Raw genomic sequence first — 19,149 nt, 5'->3', positions numbered from 1 at the left:
CCTAGCGGCGGCGGGTCAGCGGTCGCCGAGTGCCATGAACCCTCCGTCGGCGGGGAGCGTCACGCCGGTGATGTAGCCGGCCTTGGGGGACGCCAGGAAGACGATGGCCTCGGCGGCCTCGCGCGGTGTGCCCAGACGGCGCATCGGGACCTTCTTCCCGAGCTCGTCGAACGAGTCCTCGCCGATCATCGCCACCACGTTGTCCGTCCTGATGTGGCCGGGCGCCACCGCGTTCACCCGGACGCCGCTGCTCGCGAACTCGACCGCCCACGCACGGGTCAGCGAGTCGACCGCGGCCTTCGTGGCGCCGTAGGCGGAGGCCACGGCCATGCCGCTGAGACCGGCGACCGACGTGACGTTGACGACGCTGCCGGAGCCCTTGGCCGCCATCGCCCGCACCAGCGCGGCGGTCAGGAAGTACGTGCCCCGCAGGTTCGTGTCGACCAGCGTCGTGAACGTGGCCACGTCCTGCTCCACTGTCGGCGCGAAGGGGAACGCGCCCGCGTTGTTCACGAGGATGTCGACCTCTCCCGCGGTCTCCGCGAGACGGCTGACCGAGTCGAGATCACTGAGGTCGGCGGGAACGAACATGGCCCGTCCGCCTGCGGCTTCGATGTCGGCCACGACGGCCCAGCCCTTGGCGGCGCTTCGACCGGAGACGATGACGAACGCGCCCTCCGCGGCCAGCAGGAGCGCGGCCTCGCGGCCTATGCCCGAGGTGCCGCCGGTGACGAGCGCGGTCTTGTTACGCAACTGCATGGATATGTCGCCCATCTCTTCTGTGTGGAATCACGCGTCCCGACGAGGGACAGAACATGCAAACTCCAGCGGCCGGGAAAGCTTCCTGAAATGCGATCGGCCGCGCTTATCGAGGCGATCGTGAATGCCTTTGACCGGACTTGTGCCGGCCATTGTCGGCGGCTATGACGTACCAGGAAGACACGATGAACGGCGGGCGCTGTCACGCGACGTCGCGCCGTCGGGAACGCGCGGCCCGAGGCGCGGCCCCGCGCCTCGGACATCCCGAGGAGGGGTACGGAGCATGGGACTGCTCGAAGGCAAGGTCGCGCTCGTCACCGGCGGCACGTCCGGGATCGGCAGGGCTGCCGCGCTGCTGTTCGCGCAGGAAGGCGCCAAGGTCGCGCTGACCTGACGGCGGGCCGAGGCCGGGGTGGAGGTGGTCGAGGAGATCACCCGATCCGGCGGCGAGGCGATGTTCGTCAAGGCGGACGCGACCGACATCGCCGCCGCGTACGACGTCGTCGACCAGGTCGTCAGCCGTTTCGGCCGCCTGGACGCGGCTTTCAACAACGCCGGCACCGCCGCCGTCGGCCCGCTGACCGAACTCGGCGAAGAAATGTGGCACCACCTGGTCGACGGAAATCTCAAGGGCGCTTTCTTCTCGTTGCAGGCGCAGGTCGCGCAGATGAAACGCCAGCGGCGGGGCGGTTCCGTCGTTTTCAACGGCTCGGTCTTCGCCGAACTCGGCATCGCCGGGATCTCCGTCTGCAGCGCCGGCAAGGGCGGCGTCGCGGCGCTGGCCCGCGCCGCCGCCGTCGAACTCGGCCCCGACGCCGTCGGGGTGAACACCGTGAACCCCACGGTGATCCGCACTCCCCTGACCGAGGGCGGCATCTCCAGGAACGCGGACGGGTCCGAGAACCACCCGGACGGGGAGAAGATCCCGCTCGGGCGACTGGGCGAACCGGAGGACGTCGCCCGCGTCGCCCTCTTCCTCCTCTCGGACCTGGCCTCGTACGTCACCGGACAATCGATCATGGTCGACGGCGGCCAGAGCGTGAACTGGCCGCCGCCCACAGTCAGGGACGCGGCGCGGATCAGTCGGTGGCCAGGGTGGCGAGGAGGTGGTTGCGTTGGCGGAGGGTCAGGTCGCCGATGTCGGCGTCGCTGTCGATCCCGGCCCGCTGCAGGGTCTGGGCGATCGCGTCGGGGCTGCGACCGGGCAGGGCCCGGAGCAGCCACCCGGCGGGCGTGCCGACGGTGGTCGGGTCGGTACGCGACAGCAGCGCGTGCAGGGTGATCTGCCCGGCGGCGACGGCCTCGCGCAGCTGGCTCCTGCTGGTCGGCGCGGCGGGGGGCGGGGTGGCGGCCGGTGTGCCGGTGGGGCGGGGTGTAGCGGTGGCATGCGCGGCGGTGTGCGCGCTGGCGGGGGTGAAGGGCGTCGTCCGGTCGCTGAGCAGGACCTGCGCGGCGGCCAGCAGCGCGCCCACGCTGAGCGCGGTGGCGGCGACGGGCAGCAGGTGTCGTCGCCGCAGTCCGCCGTCCACGCGCGCCATCTGCAGCCCGATGACGGCGGTACGCAGCAGGACCCCGGCGAGGACGGCGAGGAGGATCGGCATGCTCTGGGGCGGCAGGGTCAGGATCTCGGCCAGCAGCACACCCGCCGCGGGGCTCAGGCAGGACGCCGTCAGCCAGGGCGCGAGCGGCTTGCCGGCCAGCTCCAGCATCGCCGTCAGCGCCAGGCCCTCGCTCGCGGAGTGCACCATGAGGGCGGCCACGACCACGACCGACAGGGCCAGCACCAGCGTCGTGCCCTCCATCATGCGGTGCACGATCAGCGCGCTCGCCGTGCCGACGCCGCCGAACACCGCGGCGTTGACCGCACGCTTGACCCTGCGATGCAGGCCGGGCGCGTGCCGGCGGCCCTTGCCGCCGCCGGTGTGCCGGTGACCGCACCCCCTGCGGGTGAAGTACGTGATCACGGAGTAGCCGAACACCCCCGCCAGGGCGATCGCCCACAGCGGTGTCCCGGTGTCGACGGCCTCCTGCCACGCCTCGGGCAGCAGCTCGGTCAGCACGGTGACGAGCATCGACGCGGACGCCACCGACAGCCACAGACCGATCTTGGACGCGTTCTTCCTGGCCAGCCAGGCGCCCGCGATCGTGGACACCACGATCAGCGCCACGGCCGCCCACGAGCTCCAGAGGGGCGGGTCGACGTTCATGCTCGGGTGCGCCAGCTCCCACTGCGGTGCCGGCCCCCTGAACGACAGGGACATGGTGGACGCCTTTCTCTGCGAGGGGTTGGCACGGCGGCTACAGGGGCGCCTGATCGGCGGAGCCGGGCTCACCGGCCGGCGGCCACGGCTGGGTCGTCGCGATCGACGAGGGGACGGCGCCGCGCCGCTCGATCAGCGCACGCAACTGCGCCAGCTGGACGGTGAGGCCGTGCTGCAGTTGCCTGCCGTGCTCGCCCACGGTCGCCTCCAGCTGGTCGATCTGGTCCTCGAGCGCCTCGCGGTGGGCGGAACAGGTCCGCTCGACCAGCACCTCGGCCGCGGCGACCGCTTCCAGCTGCACCTGCTCGGCCTGCGCGTACGCCTCGGTGATGATCTGCTCGGCCTGGAGCCGGGCGGCCTCGACGACGTCCGCGCCGGCGCGCCGGGCGCTGTCGAGGCGCTCCCCCAGCTCCTTGTTCTCGCGCCACAGCGCGGCGAGGCTGTGTTCGACGCGGGACAGGAAGGCGTCGACCTCGGCGAGGCTGTATCCCTCGCGCAGGCGGACCACGGTGAAGACCTGGTGGTGGACCGCGGCCGGAGTCATCACCTCCCACGGCCCCGCTCCGATGGTGTGGTCGCCGCTCGTCTCTGTACGGCCGTCATGGGGTCGGCCGTGCGCGGCGAACAGGACGTCGGTGTCGATGTCGGCGTGCATGACCGTCACCTTTCGCCGTCGGTCGGAGGTGGCGGCGGGCCGGGACGCGCGTCCGGCCGGGAACAGTGGGGAGGTGTCATGGTGGTGCCTTTCGCGAGGAAGCGGGGGCCGGACGGTGCGGGGCTCCCGCCTAACGCTATTACGGAAAGTGGTTCTCTGATTACTCTCCGTTTAAACACCTGCGCACTTGTTCATAGGTAAAGGCAGGGAGCCGCCTCTCCGCGCCGGCCCCACCGTCCCGACCCGAGGTGAACGACCTGGACAGCCCGCCGCCCCCCACCGCCGTCGACGGCTGCGCCGCCCGCGTCGTGGACGCCGACCGCGTCGCCACGGTCGTCTCCCGGATGCCGGCCGAGCCCGACCTCATCGACACCGCCGACGTGTTCGGCCTCCTGGCCGAACCGGGACGCCTGCGGTTACTGCTGGCCCTGACCGAGGGCGAGCTGTGCGTGTGCGACCTCGCGGTGGTCAGCGGGCTGAGCGAGTCGGCGGCGTCGCGCGCGCTGCGTCTGCTGCGCGCCCACCGCGTGGTGTCGGTACGCCGGACGGGACGCATGGCGTACTACCGGCTCGACGACGCCCACGTGCGCATGCTGCTGGACCTGGCCGTCGCCCACACCGAGCACACGGAAGCGGTCCACCCCGAACGCGACACCCCCGCATCGCCATGAATTCCGCCCTTGTGCGCGACAAGGGAGGGTTCACACCTTGACCACGAAAAAAGCACAAGACCAGTCCACAATCAGGTAATGCGTTTTACCTCACATTCCGGAATTCGAAGGTAGTCTCGAACTACCGAGGATTTCCCGAGCGTTGGCATTCAGGTCGGCGTCGCCCCCGGCGATACACAAGGGGCCCTTTCACAGGCCCGGACAGGCCGGCAACCATGAAGTCCGCGTTGCTCACCCCGCCCGCACCGCTGAGCGCTGTCAACGCCGCGCCCGCGGTCGACTCCACGATCCGGCTCTGGCTGGACCCCACGCTCAAGCGCCAAGGCACCAGCGACGGGGTGTGGTGGCCGTACTCCGGCGACGCCGCCGCAGAACTGCCCCGCCTCATCGCCGAGGTCGACCGGCGGATGGGCCGGATCACGCGACGCGTCGACGTACACGCCGACGCCTGGATCAACATTCCGTACCGCATCTCCGCGCGCGGCAGGGAGATCGAGGTCGGCTGCCTGCGCGGGACGGATCCGCACGTGATCGTCCTGACCTTCGCGGGCGCCGGGTCCGTGACCCTGCTGGTGAGCTCGCCAGGGGCCGCGCACGACCTGACGACGCACTCGCCCGACGTCCCGGCCACCGACACGCTGGACTGGGAGAACGAGGGCGGCCTCGTCGTCGACGAGAACGCCCCGCCATCGCCTCGGCCGCGCCCCACCGGTCAGGCCGCGAAGCGCGTACCCGCCCCTCGGCCCCGACCGGCCGTGAAGCGGACGCCCGCGCCTCGCATGACCGTCACCGACGCCTGCCCACTCGGGCACGCCGACCGGTCGGCGGCGACCACCGTGCGCCTGACCGGCGAGATCGACGTCTTCACGAGCCCTGCCCTGCGCACCTGTCTGCTGAGCACCCTGGAGTCCAGCACCGACATGCTCGTCCTCGACCTGTCCGGGGTGTCCTTCTGCGACGCCGCCGGCCTGGCCGTGATGGTCGGCATCCAGCGCCGCGCCCGCCCCCTGGGCATCACCCTGGCGCTCGCCGCTCCCCGCCCGCCCATGTCCCGGCTGCTGCACATCACCGGCCTCGACCGCAGCCTGCCGGTGATCTGATTCACGCGATCCGGTAGCCGACTCCTCGCGCCGTCTCGATGACCGGCGGGTCGCCGAGTTTGCGCCGCAGCCGGCCCACCGTGACCGTGACGGTGTTGGTGAAGCTGTCGGCGTTCTCGTCCCATACCCGTTCGAGCAGGGTTTCCGCGCTCAGGAAGCCTGGGCTTGCCCGCAGCAGCGCTTCGAGCACGGCGAACTCCTTCACCGACAGGTCGAGTCGCCGCCCGTCGCGGACGGCGGTGCGGCTCACCGGGTCCAGCACGATCCCGGCCACCTGCAGCGTCCGGGGCCGCGCGTCAGGTTTGCGGCGGGCCAGCGCCCGGATCCGGAGGATCAGCTCGGGGAAGTGGAAGGGCTTGCCGAGATAGTCGTCGGCGCCCAGGGTCAATCCGCTGACCCGGTCGCCGGGCGCACCGGCCGCGGTCAGCATCAGCACCATCGGCCGGCCCGCCCTCTCGGTGATCATCTGGCACAGGGTGTCGCCGTGCAGGCCGGGCAGGTCGCGGTCCAGGACCACCACGTCATACGGGGCGAGGTCCAGCTTGGCGGCCGCGGTGAGCCCGTCATGGGCGAGGTCGACGGCCATTCCCTGGTCGCGTAGCCCTTCGGCGACGACCTCGGCCAGGGCGTCGTCGTCCTCGACCACCAGGACCCTCACGCCCCCACCGGCACCTTCGCGGCCGGAAGGGTGATCGAGACGCGCAGGCCGCCCGCCGGCCGGGCGAGCAGGGCCAGCCGGCCGCCGTGGGCGGCCGCCACGGCCGCCACGATCGACAGGCCCAGACCCGAGGAGCCGGTACGTTCGCCGCCGAGCCGCTCGAAGGGCTGCACCAGCCGGTCGACCTGCCGCTGGTCGAGGACGGCCCCGCCGGTCTCGACGATCAGCGCCGTCTCCTGTGCGTCCGCGGAGCCGGTGATCCCGATCCAGCCGCCGTCCTCGTTGTGGGTCACGGCGTTGTCGACGACGTTGCCCACCAGCCGCGCCAGCAGCGCCGGGCTGCCCACGGTCGTCGTCGCCGGCGGCACGTCCACCGTCACGCTCAGCCCCTTCCGCCGCACGTCCGCGGATCTTCCCCGCAGTGCGATGTCGACGAGGTCGCCGAGGTCGACCGGCGCGGCGTCGGCGGGCGCGCCGTGCTGTGCCCGGGCCAGCACGAGGAACCCGTCGAGCAGGTGGTCGAGCCGGTCGAGTTGCCGGCGCAGGCGGGCCGCGAGCGCCACCGTCGAGGCGGCCGGGTCCGGCTTGGCGACCGCGACGTCCAGCGATGCCCGCATCGTCGCCAACGGCGTACGCAGCTCATGGGAGGCGTTGGCGACGAAGCGCCGCTGCGCGGTGAAGGACGCGTCGAGCCGTCCGAGCAGCTCGTCGATGGTGTCGGCGAGGTCCTTCACCTCGTCCGCCGGGCCGGCGACGGCCAGGCGTCGATGCAGGCTGTCGGCGGAGATGCTCCGGGTGGCGGCCGCGATGAGCCGCAGCGGCCGCAGGACGCGCCTGGCCAGCACCCGGCCGAGCAGCAACGAGACGACCGCCATCACGACCAGCGCCAGCAGCGAGCCGACCAGCAGCTGGCGGGACTGCTGCGCGTGCACCGCGGCCAGTTGCCCCTCCAGCTCCTGGATGCGCTGGTACGCCGCGGTCACGCCGCCCTGGTGAGGGAGGCCTCCAGCCGGGACGACGTCGCTCACGCCGCCGCCGGAGAGCAGGAAGGCCAGGCCCAGCAGGCCCACACCCGACAGGAGGAACACCCCGGCGTACAAGATCGTAAAGCGTGCTCCCACGGTGCCACCGCGCTGCCCCATCATGCCGCCAGCATGCCCTGGCCAACCTAACAACAGCATGACGGCGCCGGTTCGGGCCCTGTCACTCTCCGATCCGTACAACCGACGGCATGTCGACCATCGAACTCCTGCGGCGGGAATGGACCGCGTTCCGCCGCCCCGGGCGCCTGATCGCCCTGGTCGCCGCGGCCCTCGCCGTCATCGCGCCGGGTCTGCTGCTCACGCTCGACAACCACGCGTCCTGCCCGGGTCCGTGTCCGGCCACGCCCGTCGCCGGTGACGGCTCCGTCGTCAGTGACACGTTCTGGTTCCTGCATCGCGACCTCGGCCGCGAGGGCAGCATCACCGTCCGGATGACCTCGATGACCGGGACGATCACCTATCCGCCGCCGAGACACGACCGGATCGTGTCCGGGCTGGTTCCGTGGGCGAAAGCCGGGATCATCGTCAAGGACGGCATGCGACAGGGCTCGCGGTACGCGGCACTCATGATGACCGGCAGCCACGGCGTCCGCTTCCAGCACGACTACCGGAACGACGTCGCCGGAGACGTCTCGGCGCGGTCACCCCGCTGGCTGCGCCTGTCCCGCTCGGGCGACACGATCACCGGCTTCGAGTCCGCGGACGGCAGGCGGTGGCACACCGTCGCGAGCGCGACGCTCGACGGGCTGCCGGACACCGTGCAGGTCGGCCTCTTCGCCGCCTCCCCCGGCGACCTCACGCTCCGCGGCGCCATCGCGGAGGTCCGGTTCACCCAGGCCGTCGGCGTCTTCGACAACGTCACCGTCGAGGGCGGCGCCACCGGCACGTGGGACAGCGACCCCGTCGGCGAGATGAACCACACCGACTGGGAGAAGTACCACAACGCGTCGGGAGCCGTGGTGAAGGACGGCGTCATCACGATCAGCGGCACCGGCGACATCGGGCCGCTCGGCGAGGAGGGTACGCCTGGCGTCGACAGCCTGCTGACCGGCCTGCCGGTCGCGCTGATCATCATGGTCGTCGTCGCGGCACGCCACGGCACCCGCGCGGCGGCGTCCCGGCGATCGGTCGTCGCCCGGGCGCTCGTCGTCGCCGGGGCCGGTTTCGCCACAGGTCTGGTCGCGGTGGGCACCGTCCTCGCGGCAGGCCTGGCGCGGCTGGGAGGCAACGGCGTCGTGGTGGCGTCGCTGCCGGTGCCGACCGGCGCCCGGGTGATCCTCGGCCTCGCGGCGGTGCTCGCGCTCTGCGCCGTCGTCGCGTACGGGCTGGGTGTGTCGCTGCGCCGGAGGTGGTCGGCGGTGCTCGTCGGGGTGACGCTGGTCGCCCTGCCCTGTGCCGTCACGGCGTTGCCGCTGCTCCCCGACGCGGTCTCCGACTGGCTGCTGCGGCTCACGCCGGCCGCAGGCTTCGCGGTGAAGCAGACATTGGTGGAGTATCCGCAGGTGACGGCACACTACGCGGCGTCGGCCGGGTACTTCCCGCTGCCCTGGTGGGCCGGGCTCACCGTGCTGTGCGCGTACGCGGTGCTCAGCCTGCTGATCGCCGTCGGTCGTGGACAGCCTGAGAAGACTGACTGGCGATAGCGGCTTCAGTCGTCGGCGGTGAGTTGCACGGCGCGGCGGCGCAGGTCGGCGGCGAACTCCTCGGCTCGGCTCAGCTGGGTGCGCAGGGCCTCGCAGCGTTCGCGGGTGGCCTGTTCGAAGCGGCTCAGCCGCGTCAGCAGCTGCTCGCGCTCGGCCGCGGGAAGGGGCGTCTCGCCCGTCTCGTCCAGGCGGTCGGTGACGGCGAGGAGTTCGCCCATCTCGTCGAGCGTGAAGCCGAGCGGCTTCATCCGGCGGATCACCATCAGCCGGGCCACGTCGGCCTCGGTGTAGAGGCGGAAGCCGCCCTGGCTGCGCGCGGAGGGGCGGACCAGACCCACCTCGTCGTAGTGCCGGATCGTCCGCAGCGACAGCTCGGTGCGCGCCGCCACCTGCCCGATGTGCATGTGCTCTCCGTCGCCGCTCGCCGGGGTGCCGCCCTCGGCGGAGGGGAACTCTGATCCGTCCATCGTCTGCACGACCTCACTGCTCGGCTGGCCCGCCGGATCTCTACCCTAACGTTAGGGTAGGGTTACCGAAGTCTGGGCTGTCCGGCATGTACCGGACAGCTGCCCTGGCGCACCCTACCTGCCACGGCATCTCGCCTGCTGCCGCCCTCGGCCACCGCCGTCCCCACGAGGGCCGCTCATCACGAAGGACGTTCGTTGCCCAGCTCATCCCTGCCCGCCCACCTGCGACCCGGCCGTCCCGCCTGGCTGAAGCCCTCGGTGGCGCGCACCGAGATCCTGTCGGGGCTGGTCGTAGCCCTCGCCCTGATCCCCGAGGCGATCTCGTTCTCGATCATCGCCGGGGTCGACCCGAGCGTCGGGCTGTTCGCCTCGTTCACGATGGCCGTGGTCATCGCCGTCGTCGGCGGCCGTCCCGCGATGATCTCCGCCGCCACCGGCGCCATCGCCCTCGTCGTCGCGCCGCTGGCCCGCGAGTACGGCTTCGGCTACCTGGTCGCCACCGTCATCCTCGGTGGTCTCATCCAGATCGTGCTCGGCGCGCTGGGCGTCGCCAAGCTGATGCGCTTCGTGCCGCGCAGCGTCATGGTGGGCTTCGTCAACGCGCTGGCCATCCTGATCTTCATGGCGCAGGTGCCCGAACTGATCGACGTGCCGTGGCTCGTCTACCCGCTGGTCGGCGGGGCGCTCGTGCTGATGGTGTTCCTGCCCCGGCTGACGAAGGCGGTCCCGGCCCCGCTGATCTCCATCGTGGCGCTCACCGCGCTCACCATCGGCGCCCACCTGGCAGTCCCGACCGTCGGCGACCGCGGCGCGCTGCCGTCGTCGCTGCCCGTCCCCGGTCTGCCTGACGTGCCGTTCACGCTCGACACGCTGACCCTCATCGCCCCGTACGCGCTCGGCTTCGCGCTGGTCGGGCTCATGGAGTCGCTGATGACCGCCAAGCTCGTGGACGACATCACCGACACCCGCTCCTCCAAGACCCGCGAGTCCATCGGGCAGGGCGTCGCCAACATCGTCACGGGTTTCTTCGGCGGCATGGGCGGCTGCGCCATGATCGGCCAGACCATGATCAACGTCAGGAACGGCGCCCGTACCCGGCTGTCCACCTTCACCGCCGGGGTGATGCTCATGGTGCTGTGCATCGTGTTCGGGCCGCTCGTGTCCAAGATCCCGATGGCCGCGCTGGTGGCCGTCATGATCCTGGTCTCGTTCGGCACCTTCGACTGGCACTCCATCGCCCCGGCCACGCTCAGGCGCCTGCCCGCCGGTGAGACAACCGTCATGGTCGTCACGGTCGCCGTCGTGGTCGCCACCCACAACCTGGCCATCGGCGTCGTCGTCGGCTCGCTGACCGGCCTGGTCATCTTCGCCCGCCGGGTCGCCCACCTCGCCCAGGTGACCGCCTGCCTCGATCCCGACGGCAAGCAGGTCGTGTACGCGGTCACCGGCGAACTGTTCTTCGCCTCCACCAACGACCTGGTCTCCCAGTTCGACTACGGCAAGGACCCCGACGACGTGGTGGTCGACCTGACCGACGCCCACATCTGGGACGCCTCCTCCGTCGCCGCCCTGGACGCCGTCGAGGCCAAGTACGCCGCCCGTGGGAAGACCGTACGGATCGTCGGCCTCAACCAACCGAGCGCGCGCATGCACGCCGCGCTGTCAGGGGAGCTGTCGGGCAGCCACTGACGACGGCGATCAGGTGTCCCGCCCGATCGCGGTCAGCGCGCCGGCGAGCGCCGCGCACCCGAGCACGGCGAGGGTGAGGCGGGCCCCGGCGGCGTCCGGGCCGCCCGCGGCGAACAGCACCAGGGTGACGGTGGTGATGCCCAGCGCGGTGCCGATGCCCCGCGCCATGTTGATCAGCCCGCCGGCGGTCGCCGACACCCGTGCCGGGACGGCGGCCATGACGGCCGCGTTGTTGGCCGGGACGAACATGCCGAGTCCCGCGCCGAGGACGGCGAGGCAGGCCGCCAGCGGGAGGGGCTCGGTGGGCGCGACCGCCGCCAGCCCCGTACCGGCGGCGGCCGTCAGGGCGCCGGTCAGGCAGCGCGGCCGGTTGCCCCACCGGCGCGGCAGGGCGAGATCACTGGTGAGCGCGGTCACCGCGAACCCGGCAGGGAGCGCACTGAGCACCAGACCGGCGTGCGGCTCGCTCAGCCCGGCGGCGAGCAGCACCTGCGGGACGAGCACCAGCGGCCCGAACAGCACCAGGTAGCCGCACAGCGCTCCGCCCAGCCCGCGCGCCACGACCGGGTTCTTCGTCATGGCCGGGTGCAGCAACGGCACGGACGCCCGCGCCTCCCTCCAGCGCAGCAGCAGCGCGGACGCCACGGCGGCGGCCAGCAGGACCCCGACCGTCCATGGCGGCCATCGCAGGCCGGCCACCGCGGAAAGGGCCAGGAGCAGGCCGGAGGCCGCGCAGGCCAGCAGGACCAGTCCGGCCACGTCGAAGCCCCCGCCCTGAGCCCGCTCGCGGGAGCGGGGCAGCAGGTAGTGGCCCGCGAGCACGGCCACCACACCGACCGGCACGTTGATCCAGAACACCCACCGCCAGCCGACCAACGAGACGATCACCCCGCCCACCAGCGGCCCGAGGGCGAGACCCAGCGACTGCGCGGCCGCCTGGACCCCCAGCGCGGCCCGCTGCCGATGCCGGGGGACGCTCATCACCACCAGAGCCACACTGTTGGCCTGCAACATCGCGGCCCCCACCGCCTGCACCACCCGGCACGCCACCAGGACGGGCAGCGACGGCGCGAACCCGCACATCGCCGACGCCGCGGCGAACACCACGAACCCGGACAGGTAGACCAGCTTGCGGCCCCAAACGTCGGCGAGCCGCCCCGCACCGGCCAGCAGGGCCACGATGGTGAGCAGGTAGGCCAGCGCCACCCACTGCACCGCCGCCAGCGGCGCGTGGAACTCGCGCTGCAGCGCCGGGAAGACCAGCGTGACGATGCTGGCGTCGAGCTGCCCCATGAACGCGCCGATGCACACCGCCGCCACCGCCAGCCAGGGCGCGTACGGATGCTCCCGCACCCGCGCCGGGCGGGGCCGTTCGCTCGGCGGCCAGGGCATGGCCTCAGCGAACCCGCACGTCGCAGGCGGCGGTCAGGCGTCTCACAGGCGAACTCCCCCGTCGGCTGTCGTCGTCCACGCCGGCCGAGGGGGTGCGGCCACTGTCGCACGCAGTTTATCCGTTCACTCGGTCAGCACGGCGGCTCCCACCGGGTGAGATCATCGCCGGGAGCGGAAGGGGAACCGATGCGTGAGCGCTTACGCCCGAGACTGGTGGCCGCCGGCTGGGACTACCTCCTGATCGCGGCCTGGCTTGCGGCGCTGGCCGCGGTGTTCGTCCCGCTGTATCTGGCCGGGCTGTACCGGCCAGGCGCCCTCAACCCCGACGTCCTGATCGCGGCGGTGAGCGTGCTCCCCGTGCTGGCGTACCTGACCCTCTGCGAGGCGGGGCCGCGTCAGGCGACCTGGGGCAAACGACGGGCCGGGCTCGTCGTCGTCACCACTGGCGGGAAGCGTCCGGGCGCGGCGCGGATCGTCCTGCGCAACGCCGTGAAGCTGCTCCCGTGGCAGTGCGCGCACATGGCGGTGACCCGGCTGACGGCCGACGACACCTCAGCCAGTGGCATGGCCCTTCTCGTCGCGACGTACGCCCTGGCCGGGACGTACGTCGTCCTCCTGCTGACCCGCCGCGACCGAGCCACACCGTACGACCTACTGACAGCGACCCGGGTCGTCCCGAGAACCCCGACCACATGATCGTGACGACACGGTGGGAGCGCCCGCTCCACCAGAGGCCGTCGGCCGGCGCGCCGGCGATCGGCGAGGACTGCGTCGTCGTCCACGAACGCCACACCCGGCTCGTGTGCCTCGACCGCCGTTACGGCACGCCCCGCTGGGACGTCCCGGTGGGCACGTGGTCGACTTACGCCTCGGGTCGAGGCGCGTGGACACGTTCCTCACGCATGGCGCCTGTGTCCCCGCCTCGACGCCCGGCGTGGTCGCGCTGGAGGCCGGCTCCGGCTGTCTCGCCGTCGACCCCCGGCGCGGATCGGTTCTCAGCACGCTGAACATCGACCGGACGCGCGTCAGCGGCATCGGCCGGTGCGGCGGCGGATTCATTCTGGCGGGACGGGACGGCGTGCTCTTCCGTCTCGACTCCGGCGGGCGGATCGTGGACCGGTCGCGATCCGCCGGCCGGCTCACCGCGCTGCGCGACGCGGGAGCAGGAGAGATGCTCCTGCTCACCACGGGAACGCTGCGGATGATCACCCTTGACCAGTGCGTGCCTCCGATGGGGGGCGGGGGCACGCACTGGTGGCGGGGTGTCAGAAGCGCAGGCCGCTGGTTCCGCCGACGACCGGCAGGTTGAGGCGGCTGCCGTTCAGGTCGATGGTGATCCGGCCGCCGAGCGACGCCTCGTCGCGGGCGGGGCGGGTCTGGCTCGGGTCGGCGTTGTAGTTGCCGGTCAGCACCAGCCCGATGCGGTGGCCCGCCGGGATGACGTGCTCGGACGGCAGCGTGTTCCAGCGCACCTGGTACTTCTTTCCGGGCTTGAGGTCGTCGCTGCGGCGCAGGTCAGGCATGTTGCGGACATCCACGTGGCCCCAGGCGAGCACCCGTTCCGGCGTGATGGCCGTGGTGACCTCCATGGGGGTGGCGCACCCGGTGAGGTTGGCGAGGTTCTCCGGCTGGCACGGCTCCTGCACCAACTCCAGCGGCTCCTTGCCGGCCACGGTGACGGTCGGGCCCTCGCCGTAGTCGACCAGCATCGCCGACAGCAGCGCGCCGGTCTTGTCGGTGGTCATCCGGACCTCGACGCTCGGCGTGCCCGACAGCCGCACGTCCTGCGTCAGCGGCGGGGTGACATACGCCAGCCGGCCCGCGCGGGCCTGCGACGGGTCGCCGACCTTGAGTGCCTGGGACTCGACCTGGTCGACGAAGCTCTGCGTCTGGTTCCCCGTGGACGAGTCGGGCGACAGGGTGCCGGTGACCCCGCCGTCGGCCGGGCCGAGCGACAGCTTCACGTCGGAGGTGCCAGGTTCCGGCCAGCTCGCGTGCGTCTCCCACGAGCCGTCGGGCCGCTGGATGTCGGCCATCGGCTCGTCCATGATGCCGTTGTCGATGTCGTACAGCCAGTGGTCCATCCACCGGTGCATCACGCTCTGCCACTCGGCGTTGCGGAAGCTGGTGGGGTTGGCGTGGGCGCCGCGGTGGATCCAGATCTTGCGCGGCATCTGCCGCTTGGCGACCTCGTACCAGAGGTTGGCGAAGTGCATCGTCTTGACGTTGTAGTCGGTCATGCCGTGCACCATGAACACCGACGTCTTCGCCGTCTTGATCTTGTTCGCGGACGGGAGGTAGTCGCGGTCCTGCCAGAACGGGGTGAAGTCGCTGTCGCTGGCCTCCTCCTCGTCACCGAGCGCCTTGATGCGGTCCGCGCAGGCCGGGGCCGAGACCGAACCGGGGGCGCTGCGCCCGACCGAGACGTAGTTCGCGAGGTACTCGGTGTACCGGGTGCCCCAGCCGGCCCAGGGGATGCCCTGGTCGTTGGCGTAGCTGTACCAGTTGGAGATCGCCGCGATCGGCACGACCGTCCGCAGGCCCTCGACGCCCTCCGTGGCCACGGCGTTGGGCAGGGTGCCGACGTACGAGACGCCCTGCATGCCGACGTTCCCGGTGCTCCAGTCGGCGGCGGCCGGCGTGCCGTCGGAGTAGAAGCCGCGTGCCCGGCCGTTGAGCCAGTCGACCGCGGCCTTGATGCTGATGGTGTCCTCGGGGCCGCCGGTGGTCGGGCAGCCGAACGACCGGCCCGTTCCCTGCATCTCGACCTGCGCGATGGCGTAACCGCGCGGCACGAAGTACTCGTCCCACCAGCCGGGGAAGCCGCGGGTGGCGTCGGGCGCCGGCTGGGAGGAGCGCCCGTAGTACGGGCTCGCCTCCATGATGGTGGGCACCTTCAGCCCCGTGCCGGTCTCGCGCGGGCGGATGATGTCCATGGCGATCAGGTCGTTGTGCCCGTCGCCGTCGCTGTCCATCGGGGTCTCGACGTAGACGACCTCCTGGATCGCCTCGTCGTGGGAGAACACGGGCTGCGTCAGGCCGCCTTCGACCGCGATACCCGGCGCTTGCGCCTCCGCCGCCGCGGTCGGGCCCACGCTCAGGGCCGCGACCGTCGCGGTGGCCGCCAAGATCGAAACGGTCCGTGCTAATCGCATGCAACGCCTCCGTCACTCGTTCACGACTGACGAAGCGGGCGCGCGCAGGCCCACCGCCTCGTCAAACGGAGCGTAAGTAGGCCCCTGGGACGAGTCATTGGACGTCCGTTGCAAGATCGCGCCCCAACGTCCGACAAATCACTAAAAATCAGACTTTGGGGCGCGATCAGGCGGCGTCCAGGGCGAGGACGGCGAACGTGGCGAGCCAGTGGTCGCTGACGAAGTCGCCGGCGACCACCTGAGGCAGGGCGGCGCGCCGCTGCGCGGCGGCCGCGGCGGTGAGCAGCGGGACGCGCGCGTCGTCCGCCGGGAGGGCGGCGGCGATGGACGACAGCGCCGCCGCGCGGCTGAGCGCGAGCCCGATCAGGTGACCGATGTGCGGGTCGTGAGCGTCGGACACGACGGGCGGCTCCAGCAGGACCTGCGGCTCGCCGTGCGCGAGCCCCGGCAGGAACCCCGCCAGCCACGACGGGAACTCCTCGCCCGGCAGCACCCGCCGCATGAGGTCCGCCTCGGTGAGGGCCGGCGACACGAAGTCGTGCCCGGACGGCTCCCAGGCGGCCGGATAGTCGCGGTCGGTGCCGAACCAGCGCCGGGCGGCCTCGGTGCCGGCGTCGGCGAGGTCCGCGCACCCGGCGGGCCCGGCCGCGTCCAGGATCAGTCCCAGCGCGAACGCGCTGTTGGAGTGGACGCCGTGGCGGACGGGATAGGTGGCCTTGGCCAGCCACCGCTCGACGAGCTCGGCGACGGCCGCCACCGCGGGGCGCAGCGCGTCCGCCCACCGAGCGCCGACGTCACCGGCCGCGGCGCACTCGGCGGCCAGCGCGAGCAGCCAGGCCCAGCCGTAGGGGCGTTCGAACGTGGGGTTGGCCAGCAGGTAGCGGGCCTCGGCCTCCAGGTTCCCTGCCGTCAGGTGCCGGTCGAGCAGCCCGCGTACGGCGGCCTCGTCGATCCCGGCGCGGTCGCGCCGCAGCAGCCGGACGAGCAGCCAGTGCATGTGGACCGCGGAGTGCCAGTCGTAGGAACCGTAGAAGGCCGGGTGGTGGACGCGCGGCAGCGCGGTGTCGTCCGCTCCCCTGACGAGGTGCTGCGGGGCGTTCGGGAACTCCCGTGTCACGTTCTCCAGGGCCAGCGCGGCGAGCCGGGGCGCGAGGTCCGCGACCGACGGATCAGTGGAGTGAGCCACCGGTCTCCTTCAGGTCCGTGGTCGTGGTGACCGCCGCCGAGACGATGGCCGTCAGCGCGTCCGCGATCGACTGCGCCGACATCGACGGCTGGTCGCCGCCGGTGACCTGCTCGGGAAGGAACGGGACGTGCACGAAGCCGCCGCGCACCTCCGGCCGCTCGGTGGCGATGAGGTGCATCAGCCCGTAGAAGAGGTGGTTGCAGAGGTACGTGCCCGCCGTGTGCGAGACGTACGCGGGCAGGCCGGCGTCGCGGACGGCCGCCACGCACGCCTTCACCGGGAGGGTGGCGAAGTACGCGGCGGGGCCGTCCGCGACGACGGGCTCGTCCACGGGCTGGGCGCCCTTGTTGTCGGGGATGCGGGCGTCGTCGAGGTTGATGGCGACGCGCTCGACCGTGATGCCCGTCCTCCCGCCCGCCTGCCCGACGCACACGACGACCTCGGCGCCGGACTCCTCGACGGCCGTACGGAGCTGCGCGATGGCGTCGTGGAAGACGACCGGCAGCACCGCCGTCGTCAGCGTCACCCCGTCCGGCGGTGTCGCCGCGGCGAGCTGGACCGCCTGCCACGACGGGTTGACGCCGGAGCCGTCGAACGGCTCGAATCCGGTGAGCAGCACGTTGGTCATGGGTTTCCTCTCGTGTGCCGACGCCGGGGAGGCCGGGCCGACGACGTCTCAGCAGGTGCTTCAGAAGGCGAAGATCGACATGATCACGATGTTGCAGGCGAGCAGCGGGATCGCCGTCGGGATCTGCGCCTTGATCGGCCCGTACTGGTCCTTCAGCTCCAGAAGGGTGGCCGGGACGATGTTGAAGTTGGCCGCCATCGGGGTGGTGAGGGTGCCGCAGAAGCCGGCGAGCATGCCGACGGCGAGCACCACGTGCGGGTCTCCGCCCGCGCCCTGGATCAGCACCGGCCAGCCGATCGCCGCCGTCATGACGGGGAACGCGGCGAAGGCGTTGCCCATGACGAACGTGAACACCGCCATGCCGATGCAGTAGACGGCGACCGCGACGTACGTCTGCCCGCTCGGCAGCACGTTCGCGGTGATCTTGCCGACCTGCTCGCCGACGCCGGCCGTGGAGAACAGGCTGCCGAGCGTGGCGAGCATCTGCGGCAGCAGCATGGCCCAGCCCATCGCCTCCAGCAGCGAGCGTCCCTCGTTGATCGGGGTCGCGACGCGGCGCTCGCGCAGGATGAGCATGCCGACGACGAGGGCGGCGACGGCGCCGAAGCCGAGCCCGAGAATGGTCTCGCTGCCCTTCTCCAGGATCACCTGGCCGCCGATGGTCTGACCCTTGAGCACGGTCGCGCACACCACCGCCACCACGGGGATGGTGAGGGCGGGGATGAACAGCTTGCTGCCGAGCTTGCGGGCCGATTCGTCCCGCTGTTCGGACGTGGTCGTCCTCCGCTCGCCCTTGCCGGTGAGCCCGAAGCCGCCGAGTACCGCCATGACGAGCACCGCGACGCCGAGCGGCTCGGCGGGAGCCTGCTTCTGGACGACCCAGGTCGCGTAGATGAAGCCGAGGCCGAGCAGTCCCCAGAACGCGGCGGTTCCGTACCGCTTGGGGTTGGTGCTGTCGCGCAGCATCTGCACGGCCATCACCAGGAAGATGGCGCCGATCAGCCAGTAGAACCATTCGGACTTGATCACTTGACCGTCTCCCGCTTCGCGACCGCCGCGTCGAGCTCGCGGGCCAGCCACCGGTCCAGGGACACCATCCGGTAGCCGTGGATGACGAAGGCGCAGATCGCGGTCGGAATGGCCCAGATGGCCAGGCTCAGCGGCTCAAGGTGGGTGCCGTACGTCGTGTTCACGAAGCCGGTGATGAGCAGGATCGACCCGATGGCGATGAAGATGTCCTCACCGAAGAACAGGCCGACCGTGTCGGCGCTGGAGGAGTAGGACCTGATCTTCTCGCGGACCCGCTCGGGCAGCGGCCCGTAGCGGCGCTCGGCGGCGCCTTCGGCCATCGGCGCGACCAGCGGCCGCACCGACTGCGCGGGGCCGCCGATGTTGGTGAGCCCGAGCGCGGCGGTGATCTGCCGGATGAAGAGGTACAGCGTGAGGAAGCGTCCTGTGGTGAGGCCGGCGAGCTTGCCGATGAGGTTGCGGGCCTGCTGCTGGAGGCCGTACCGCTCCAGGAGGCCGATCACGGGCAGCGTGATGACGAAGATCGTCACCGACCGGCTGGAGGCGAAGCCGTCGCCGAAGGCCGCGATCACCTGCTGTGGCGACAGACCGCCCAGCAGACCAGTGACGATACCGGCCACTGCCACGACCAGCAGCGGGTTTTGTTTCAGGGCGAAACCGAGGATGACCACGGCAACACCAAGGAGAACGATCATATGGACGTCCCTTTTGGTACTGGTGTCCCGTCCCATATGGGGTGGAGGGGAGTTCCCCGAGAGGTTAAGGTATTGTTCAACAACCCCACAAGGGTGCAATGTGTCAACATGTGAGATC

The 19,149-nt window shown here is 71.5% G+C and carries 18 protein-coding genes and 1 pseudogene; 7 read left to right on the top strand and 12 right to left on the bottom strand.

Going from position 1 to position 19,149, the window contains the following annotated elements:
- Nucleotides 1-15: 15 nt before the first annotated feature.
- Complete coding sequence (locus BLR04_RS33670) at nt 16-774, bottom strand: SDR family NAD(P)-dependent oxidoreductase (protein WP_218129268.1); 759 nt, start codon at nt 772-774, stop codon at nt 16-18.
- Nucleotides 775-883: 109 nt separating this feature from the next.
- On the opposite strand from BLR04_RS33670, the pseudogene BLR04_RS42895 reads away from it, so the two are divergent.
- A pseudogene (locus BLR04_RS42895) lies at nt 884-1,735 on the top strand (SDR family NAD(P)-dependent oxidoreductase); the annotation flags it as partial.
- Between the two features lie 103 nt (nt 1,736-1,838).
- Here BLR04_RS42895 and BLR04_RS42075 read toward each other — a convergent pair.
- Both BLR04_RS42075 and BLR04_RS33660 read right to left on the bottom strand, forming a co-directional pair.
- On the bottom strand, nt 1,839-3,020 hold the full coding sequence (locus BLR04_RS42075; protein ID WP_245740827.1) for a ZIP family metal transporter: 1,182 nt from the start codon (nt 3,018-3,020) through the stop codon (nt 1,839-1,841).
- Nucleotides 3,021-3,057: 37 nt separating this feature from the next.
- The gene (locus BLR04_RS33660; protein WP_090772969.1) at nt 3,058-3,675 is read right to left on the bottom strand and encodes a DivIVA domain-containing protein; all 618 of its coding nucleotides are present in this window, start codon (nt 3,673-3,675) and stop codon (nt 3,058-3,060) included.
- Between the two features lie 248 nt (nt 3,676-3,923).
- Between BLR04_RS33660 and BLR04_RS33655 the strand changes: the two genes are divergently transcribed.
- Both BLR04_RS33655 and BLR04_RS42070 read left to right on the top strand, forming a co-directional pair.
- Nucleotides 3,924-4,346, top strand: a complete 423-nt coding sequence (locus BLR04_RS33655; protein ID WP_245740826.1) for an ArsR/SmtB family transcription factor — start codon at nt 3,924-3,926, stop codon at nt 4,344-4,346.
- 215 nt (nt 4,347-4,561) lie between these two features.
- Nucleotides 4,562-5,446: an STAS domain-containing protein gene (locus BLR04_RS42070; protein ID WP_245740824.1), complete on the top strand. Its 885-nt coding sequence runs from the start codon at nt 4,562-4,564 to the stop codon at nt 5,444-5,446.
- Nucleotide 5,447: 1 nt separating this feature from the next.
- On the opposite strand, the gene BLR04_RS33645 is transcribed toward BLR04_RS42070, so the two are convergent.
- Together BLR04_RS33645 and BLR04_RS33640 are read right to left on the bottom strand one after the other, a co-directional pair.
- The gene (locus tag BLR04_RS33645) at nt 5,448-6,104 is read right to left on the bottom strand and encodes a response regulator transcription factor (RefSeq protein WP_176903408.1); all 657 of its coding nucleotides are present in this window, start codon (nt 6,102-6,104) and stop codon (nt 5,448-5,450) included.
- Nucleotides 6,101-7,225, bottom strand: a complete 1,125-nt coding sequence (locus tag BLR04_RS33640) for a sensor histidine kinase (RefSeq protein ID WP_245740822.1) — start codon at nt 7,223-7,225, stop codon at nt 6,101-6,103. The genes BLR04_RS33645 and BLR04_RS33640 overlap by 4 nt, the downstream gene beginning before the upstream one ends.
- 110 nt (nt 7,226-7,335) lie before the next feature.
- On the opposite strand from BLR04_RS33640, the gene BLR04_RS33635 reads away from it, so the two are divergent.
- Nucleotides 7,336-8,790, top strand: coding sequence for a hypothetical protein (locus tag BLR04_RS33635; protein ID WP_090772965.1), 1,455 nt, complete (start codon nt 7,336-7,338; stop codon nt 8,788-8,790).
- A 5-nt stretch (nt 8,791-8,795) separates the two neighbouring features.
- Here BLR04_RS33635 and BLR04_RS33630 read toward each other — a convergent pair whose 3' ends face one another.
- Nucleotides 8,796-9,194: a MerR family transcriptional regulator gene (locus BLR04_RS33630; RefSeq protein WP_090773066.1), complete on the bottom strand. Its 399-nt coding sequence runs from the start codon at nt 9,192-9,194 to the stop codon at nt 8,796-8,798.
- Between the two features lie 273 nt (nt 9,195-9,467).
- Between BLR04_RS33630 and BLR04_RS33625 the strand changes: the two genes are divergently transcribed.
- A complete protein-coding gene (locus BLR04_RS33625) occupies nt 9,468-10,946 on the top strand; it encodes a SulP family inorganic anion transporter (RefSeq protein WP_218129272.1) in 1,479 nt (492 codons plus the stop codon).
- A 9-nt stretch (nt 10,947-10,955) separates the two neighbouring features.
- Here BLR04_RS33625 and BLR04_RS33620 read toward each other — a convergent pair whose 3' ends face one another.
- Nucleotides 10,956-12,338 (bottom strand): MFS transporter, encoded by a 1,383-nt coding sequence (locus BLR04_RS33620; RefSeq protein ID WP_090772961.1) that lies wholly within the window; start codon nt 12,336-12,338, stop codon nt 10,956-10,958.
- A 186-nt stretch (nt 12,339-12,524) separates the two neighbouring features.
- Here BLR04_RS33620 and BLR04_RS33615 point away from each other — a divergent pair, with 186 nt between their 5' ends.
- On the top strand, nt 12,525-13,034 hold the full coding sequence (locus BLR04_RS33615; protein ID WP_176903407.1) for an RDD family protein: 510 nt from the start codon (nt 12,525-12,527) through the stop codon (nt 13,032-13,034).
- Nucleotides 13,035-13,191: 157 nt separating this feature from the next.
- Nucleotides 13,192-13,647: a hypothetical protein gene (locus BLR04_RS33610; protein ID WP_143022332.1), complete on the top strand. Its 456-nt coding sequence runs from the start codon at nt 13,192-13,194 to the stop codon at nt 13,645-13,647.
- Here the strand turns inward: BLR04_RS33610 and BLR04_RS33605 are convergent.
- The 5 genes from BLR04_RS33605 to BLR04_RS33585 form a co-directional block, all read right to left on the bottom strand.
- Nucleotides 13,604-15,466, bottom strand: a complete 1,863-nt coding sequence (locus BLR04_RS33605; protein WP_143022331.1) for a CocE/NonD family hydrolase — start codon at nt 15,464-15,466, stop codon at nt 13,604-13,606. The two genes, BLR04_RS33610 and BLR04_RS33605, sit on opposite strands and share 44 nt — an antisense overlap.
- Before the next feature lie 193 nt (nt 15,467-15,659).
- Complete coding sequence (locus BLR04_RS33600) at nt 15,660-16,679, bottom strand: DUF2891 family protein (RefSeq protein ID WP_090772953.1); 1,020 nt, start codon at nt 16,677-16,679, stop codon at nt 15,660-15,662.
- Nucleotides 16,663-17,307, bottom strand: a complete 645-nt coding sequence (gene pcp, locus BLR04_RS33595; protein WP_090772951.1) for a pyroglutamyl-peptidase I — start codon at nt 17,305-17,307, stop codon at nt 16,663-16,665. The genes BLR04_RS33600 and pcp overlap by 17 nt, the downstream gene beginning before the upstream one ends.
- 60 nt (nt 17,308-17,367) lie before the next feature.
- On the bottom strand, nt 17,368-18,336 hold the full coding sequence (locus BLR04_RS33590; RefSeq protein ID WP_090772950.1) for a DUF979 domain-containing protein: 969 nt from the start codon (nt 18,334-18,336) through the stop codon (nt 17,368-17,370).
- Nucleotides 18,333-19,031, bottom strand: coding sequence for a DUF969 domain-containing protein (locus tag BLR04_RS33585; protein WP_090772948.1), 699 nt, complete (start codon nt 19,029-19,031; stop codon nt 18,333-18,335). The genes BLR04_RS33590 and BLR04_RS33585 overlap by 4 nt, the downstream gene beginning before the upstream one ends.
- Nucleotides 19,032-19,149: the final 118 nt, after the last annotated feature.

Source organism: Nonomuraea maritima (assembly GCF_900100395.1).
In the GTDB taxonomy this organism is placed as follows: Bacteria; Actinomycetota; Actinomycetes; order Streptosporangiales; family Streptosporangiaceae; genus Nonomuraea; species Nonomuraea maritima.
This window is presented reverse-complemented; position numbering and strand designations above follow the sequence as displayed.

What these genes read in the sequence shown, in the direction of transcription:
- BLR04_RS33670 (WP_218129268.1), bottom strand. Translation starts at nt 774, where the DNA reads ATGGGCGACATATCCATGCAGTTGCGTAACAAGACCGCGCTCGTCACC.
- BLR04_RS42075 (WP_245740827.1), bottom strand. Translation starts at nt 3,020, where the DNA reads ATGTCCCTGTCGTTCAGGGGGCCGGCACCGCAGTGGGAGCTGGCGCAC.
- BLR04_RS33660 (WP_090772969.1), bottom strand. Translation starts at nt 3,675, where the DNA reads ATGCACGCCGACATCGACACCGACGTCCTGTTCGCCGCGCACGGCCGA.
- BLR04_RS42070 (WP_245740824.1), top strand. Translation starts at nt 4,562, where the DNA reads ATGAAGTCCGCGTTGCTCACCCCGCCCGCACCGCTGAGCGCTGTCAAC.
- BLR04_RS33635 (WP_090772965.1), top strand. Translation starts at nt 7,336, where the DNA reads ATGTCGACCATCGAACTCCTGCGGCGGGAATGGACCGCGTTCCGCCGC.
- BLR04_RS33630 (WP_090773066.1), bottom strand. Translation starts at nt 9,194, where the DNA reads ATGCACATCGGGCAGGTGGCGGCGCGCACCGAGCTGTCGCTGCGGACG.
- BLR04_RS33620 (WP_090772961.1), bottom strand. Translation starts at nt 12,338, where the DNA reads ATGCCCTGGCCGCCGAGCGAACGGCCCCGCCCGGCGCGGGTGCGGGAG.
- BLR04_RS33615 (WP_176903407.1), top strand. Translation starts at nt 12,525, where the DNA reads ATGCGTGAGCGCTTACGCCCGAGACTGGTGGCCGCCGGCTGGGACTAC.
- pcp (WP_090772951.1), bottom strand. Translation starts at nt 17,307, where the DNA reads ATGACCAACGTGCTGCTCACCGGATTCGAGCCGTTCGACGGCTCCGGC.
- BLR04_RS33585 (WP_090772948.1), bottom strand. Translation starts at nt 19,031, where the DNA reads ATGATCGTTCTCCTTGGTGTTGCCGTGGTCATCCTCGGTTTCGCCCTG.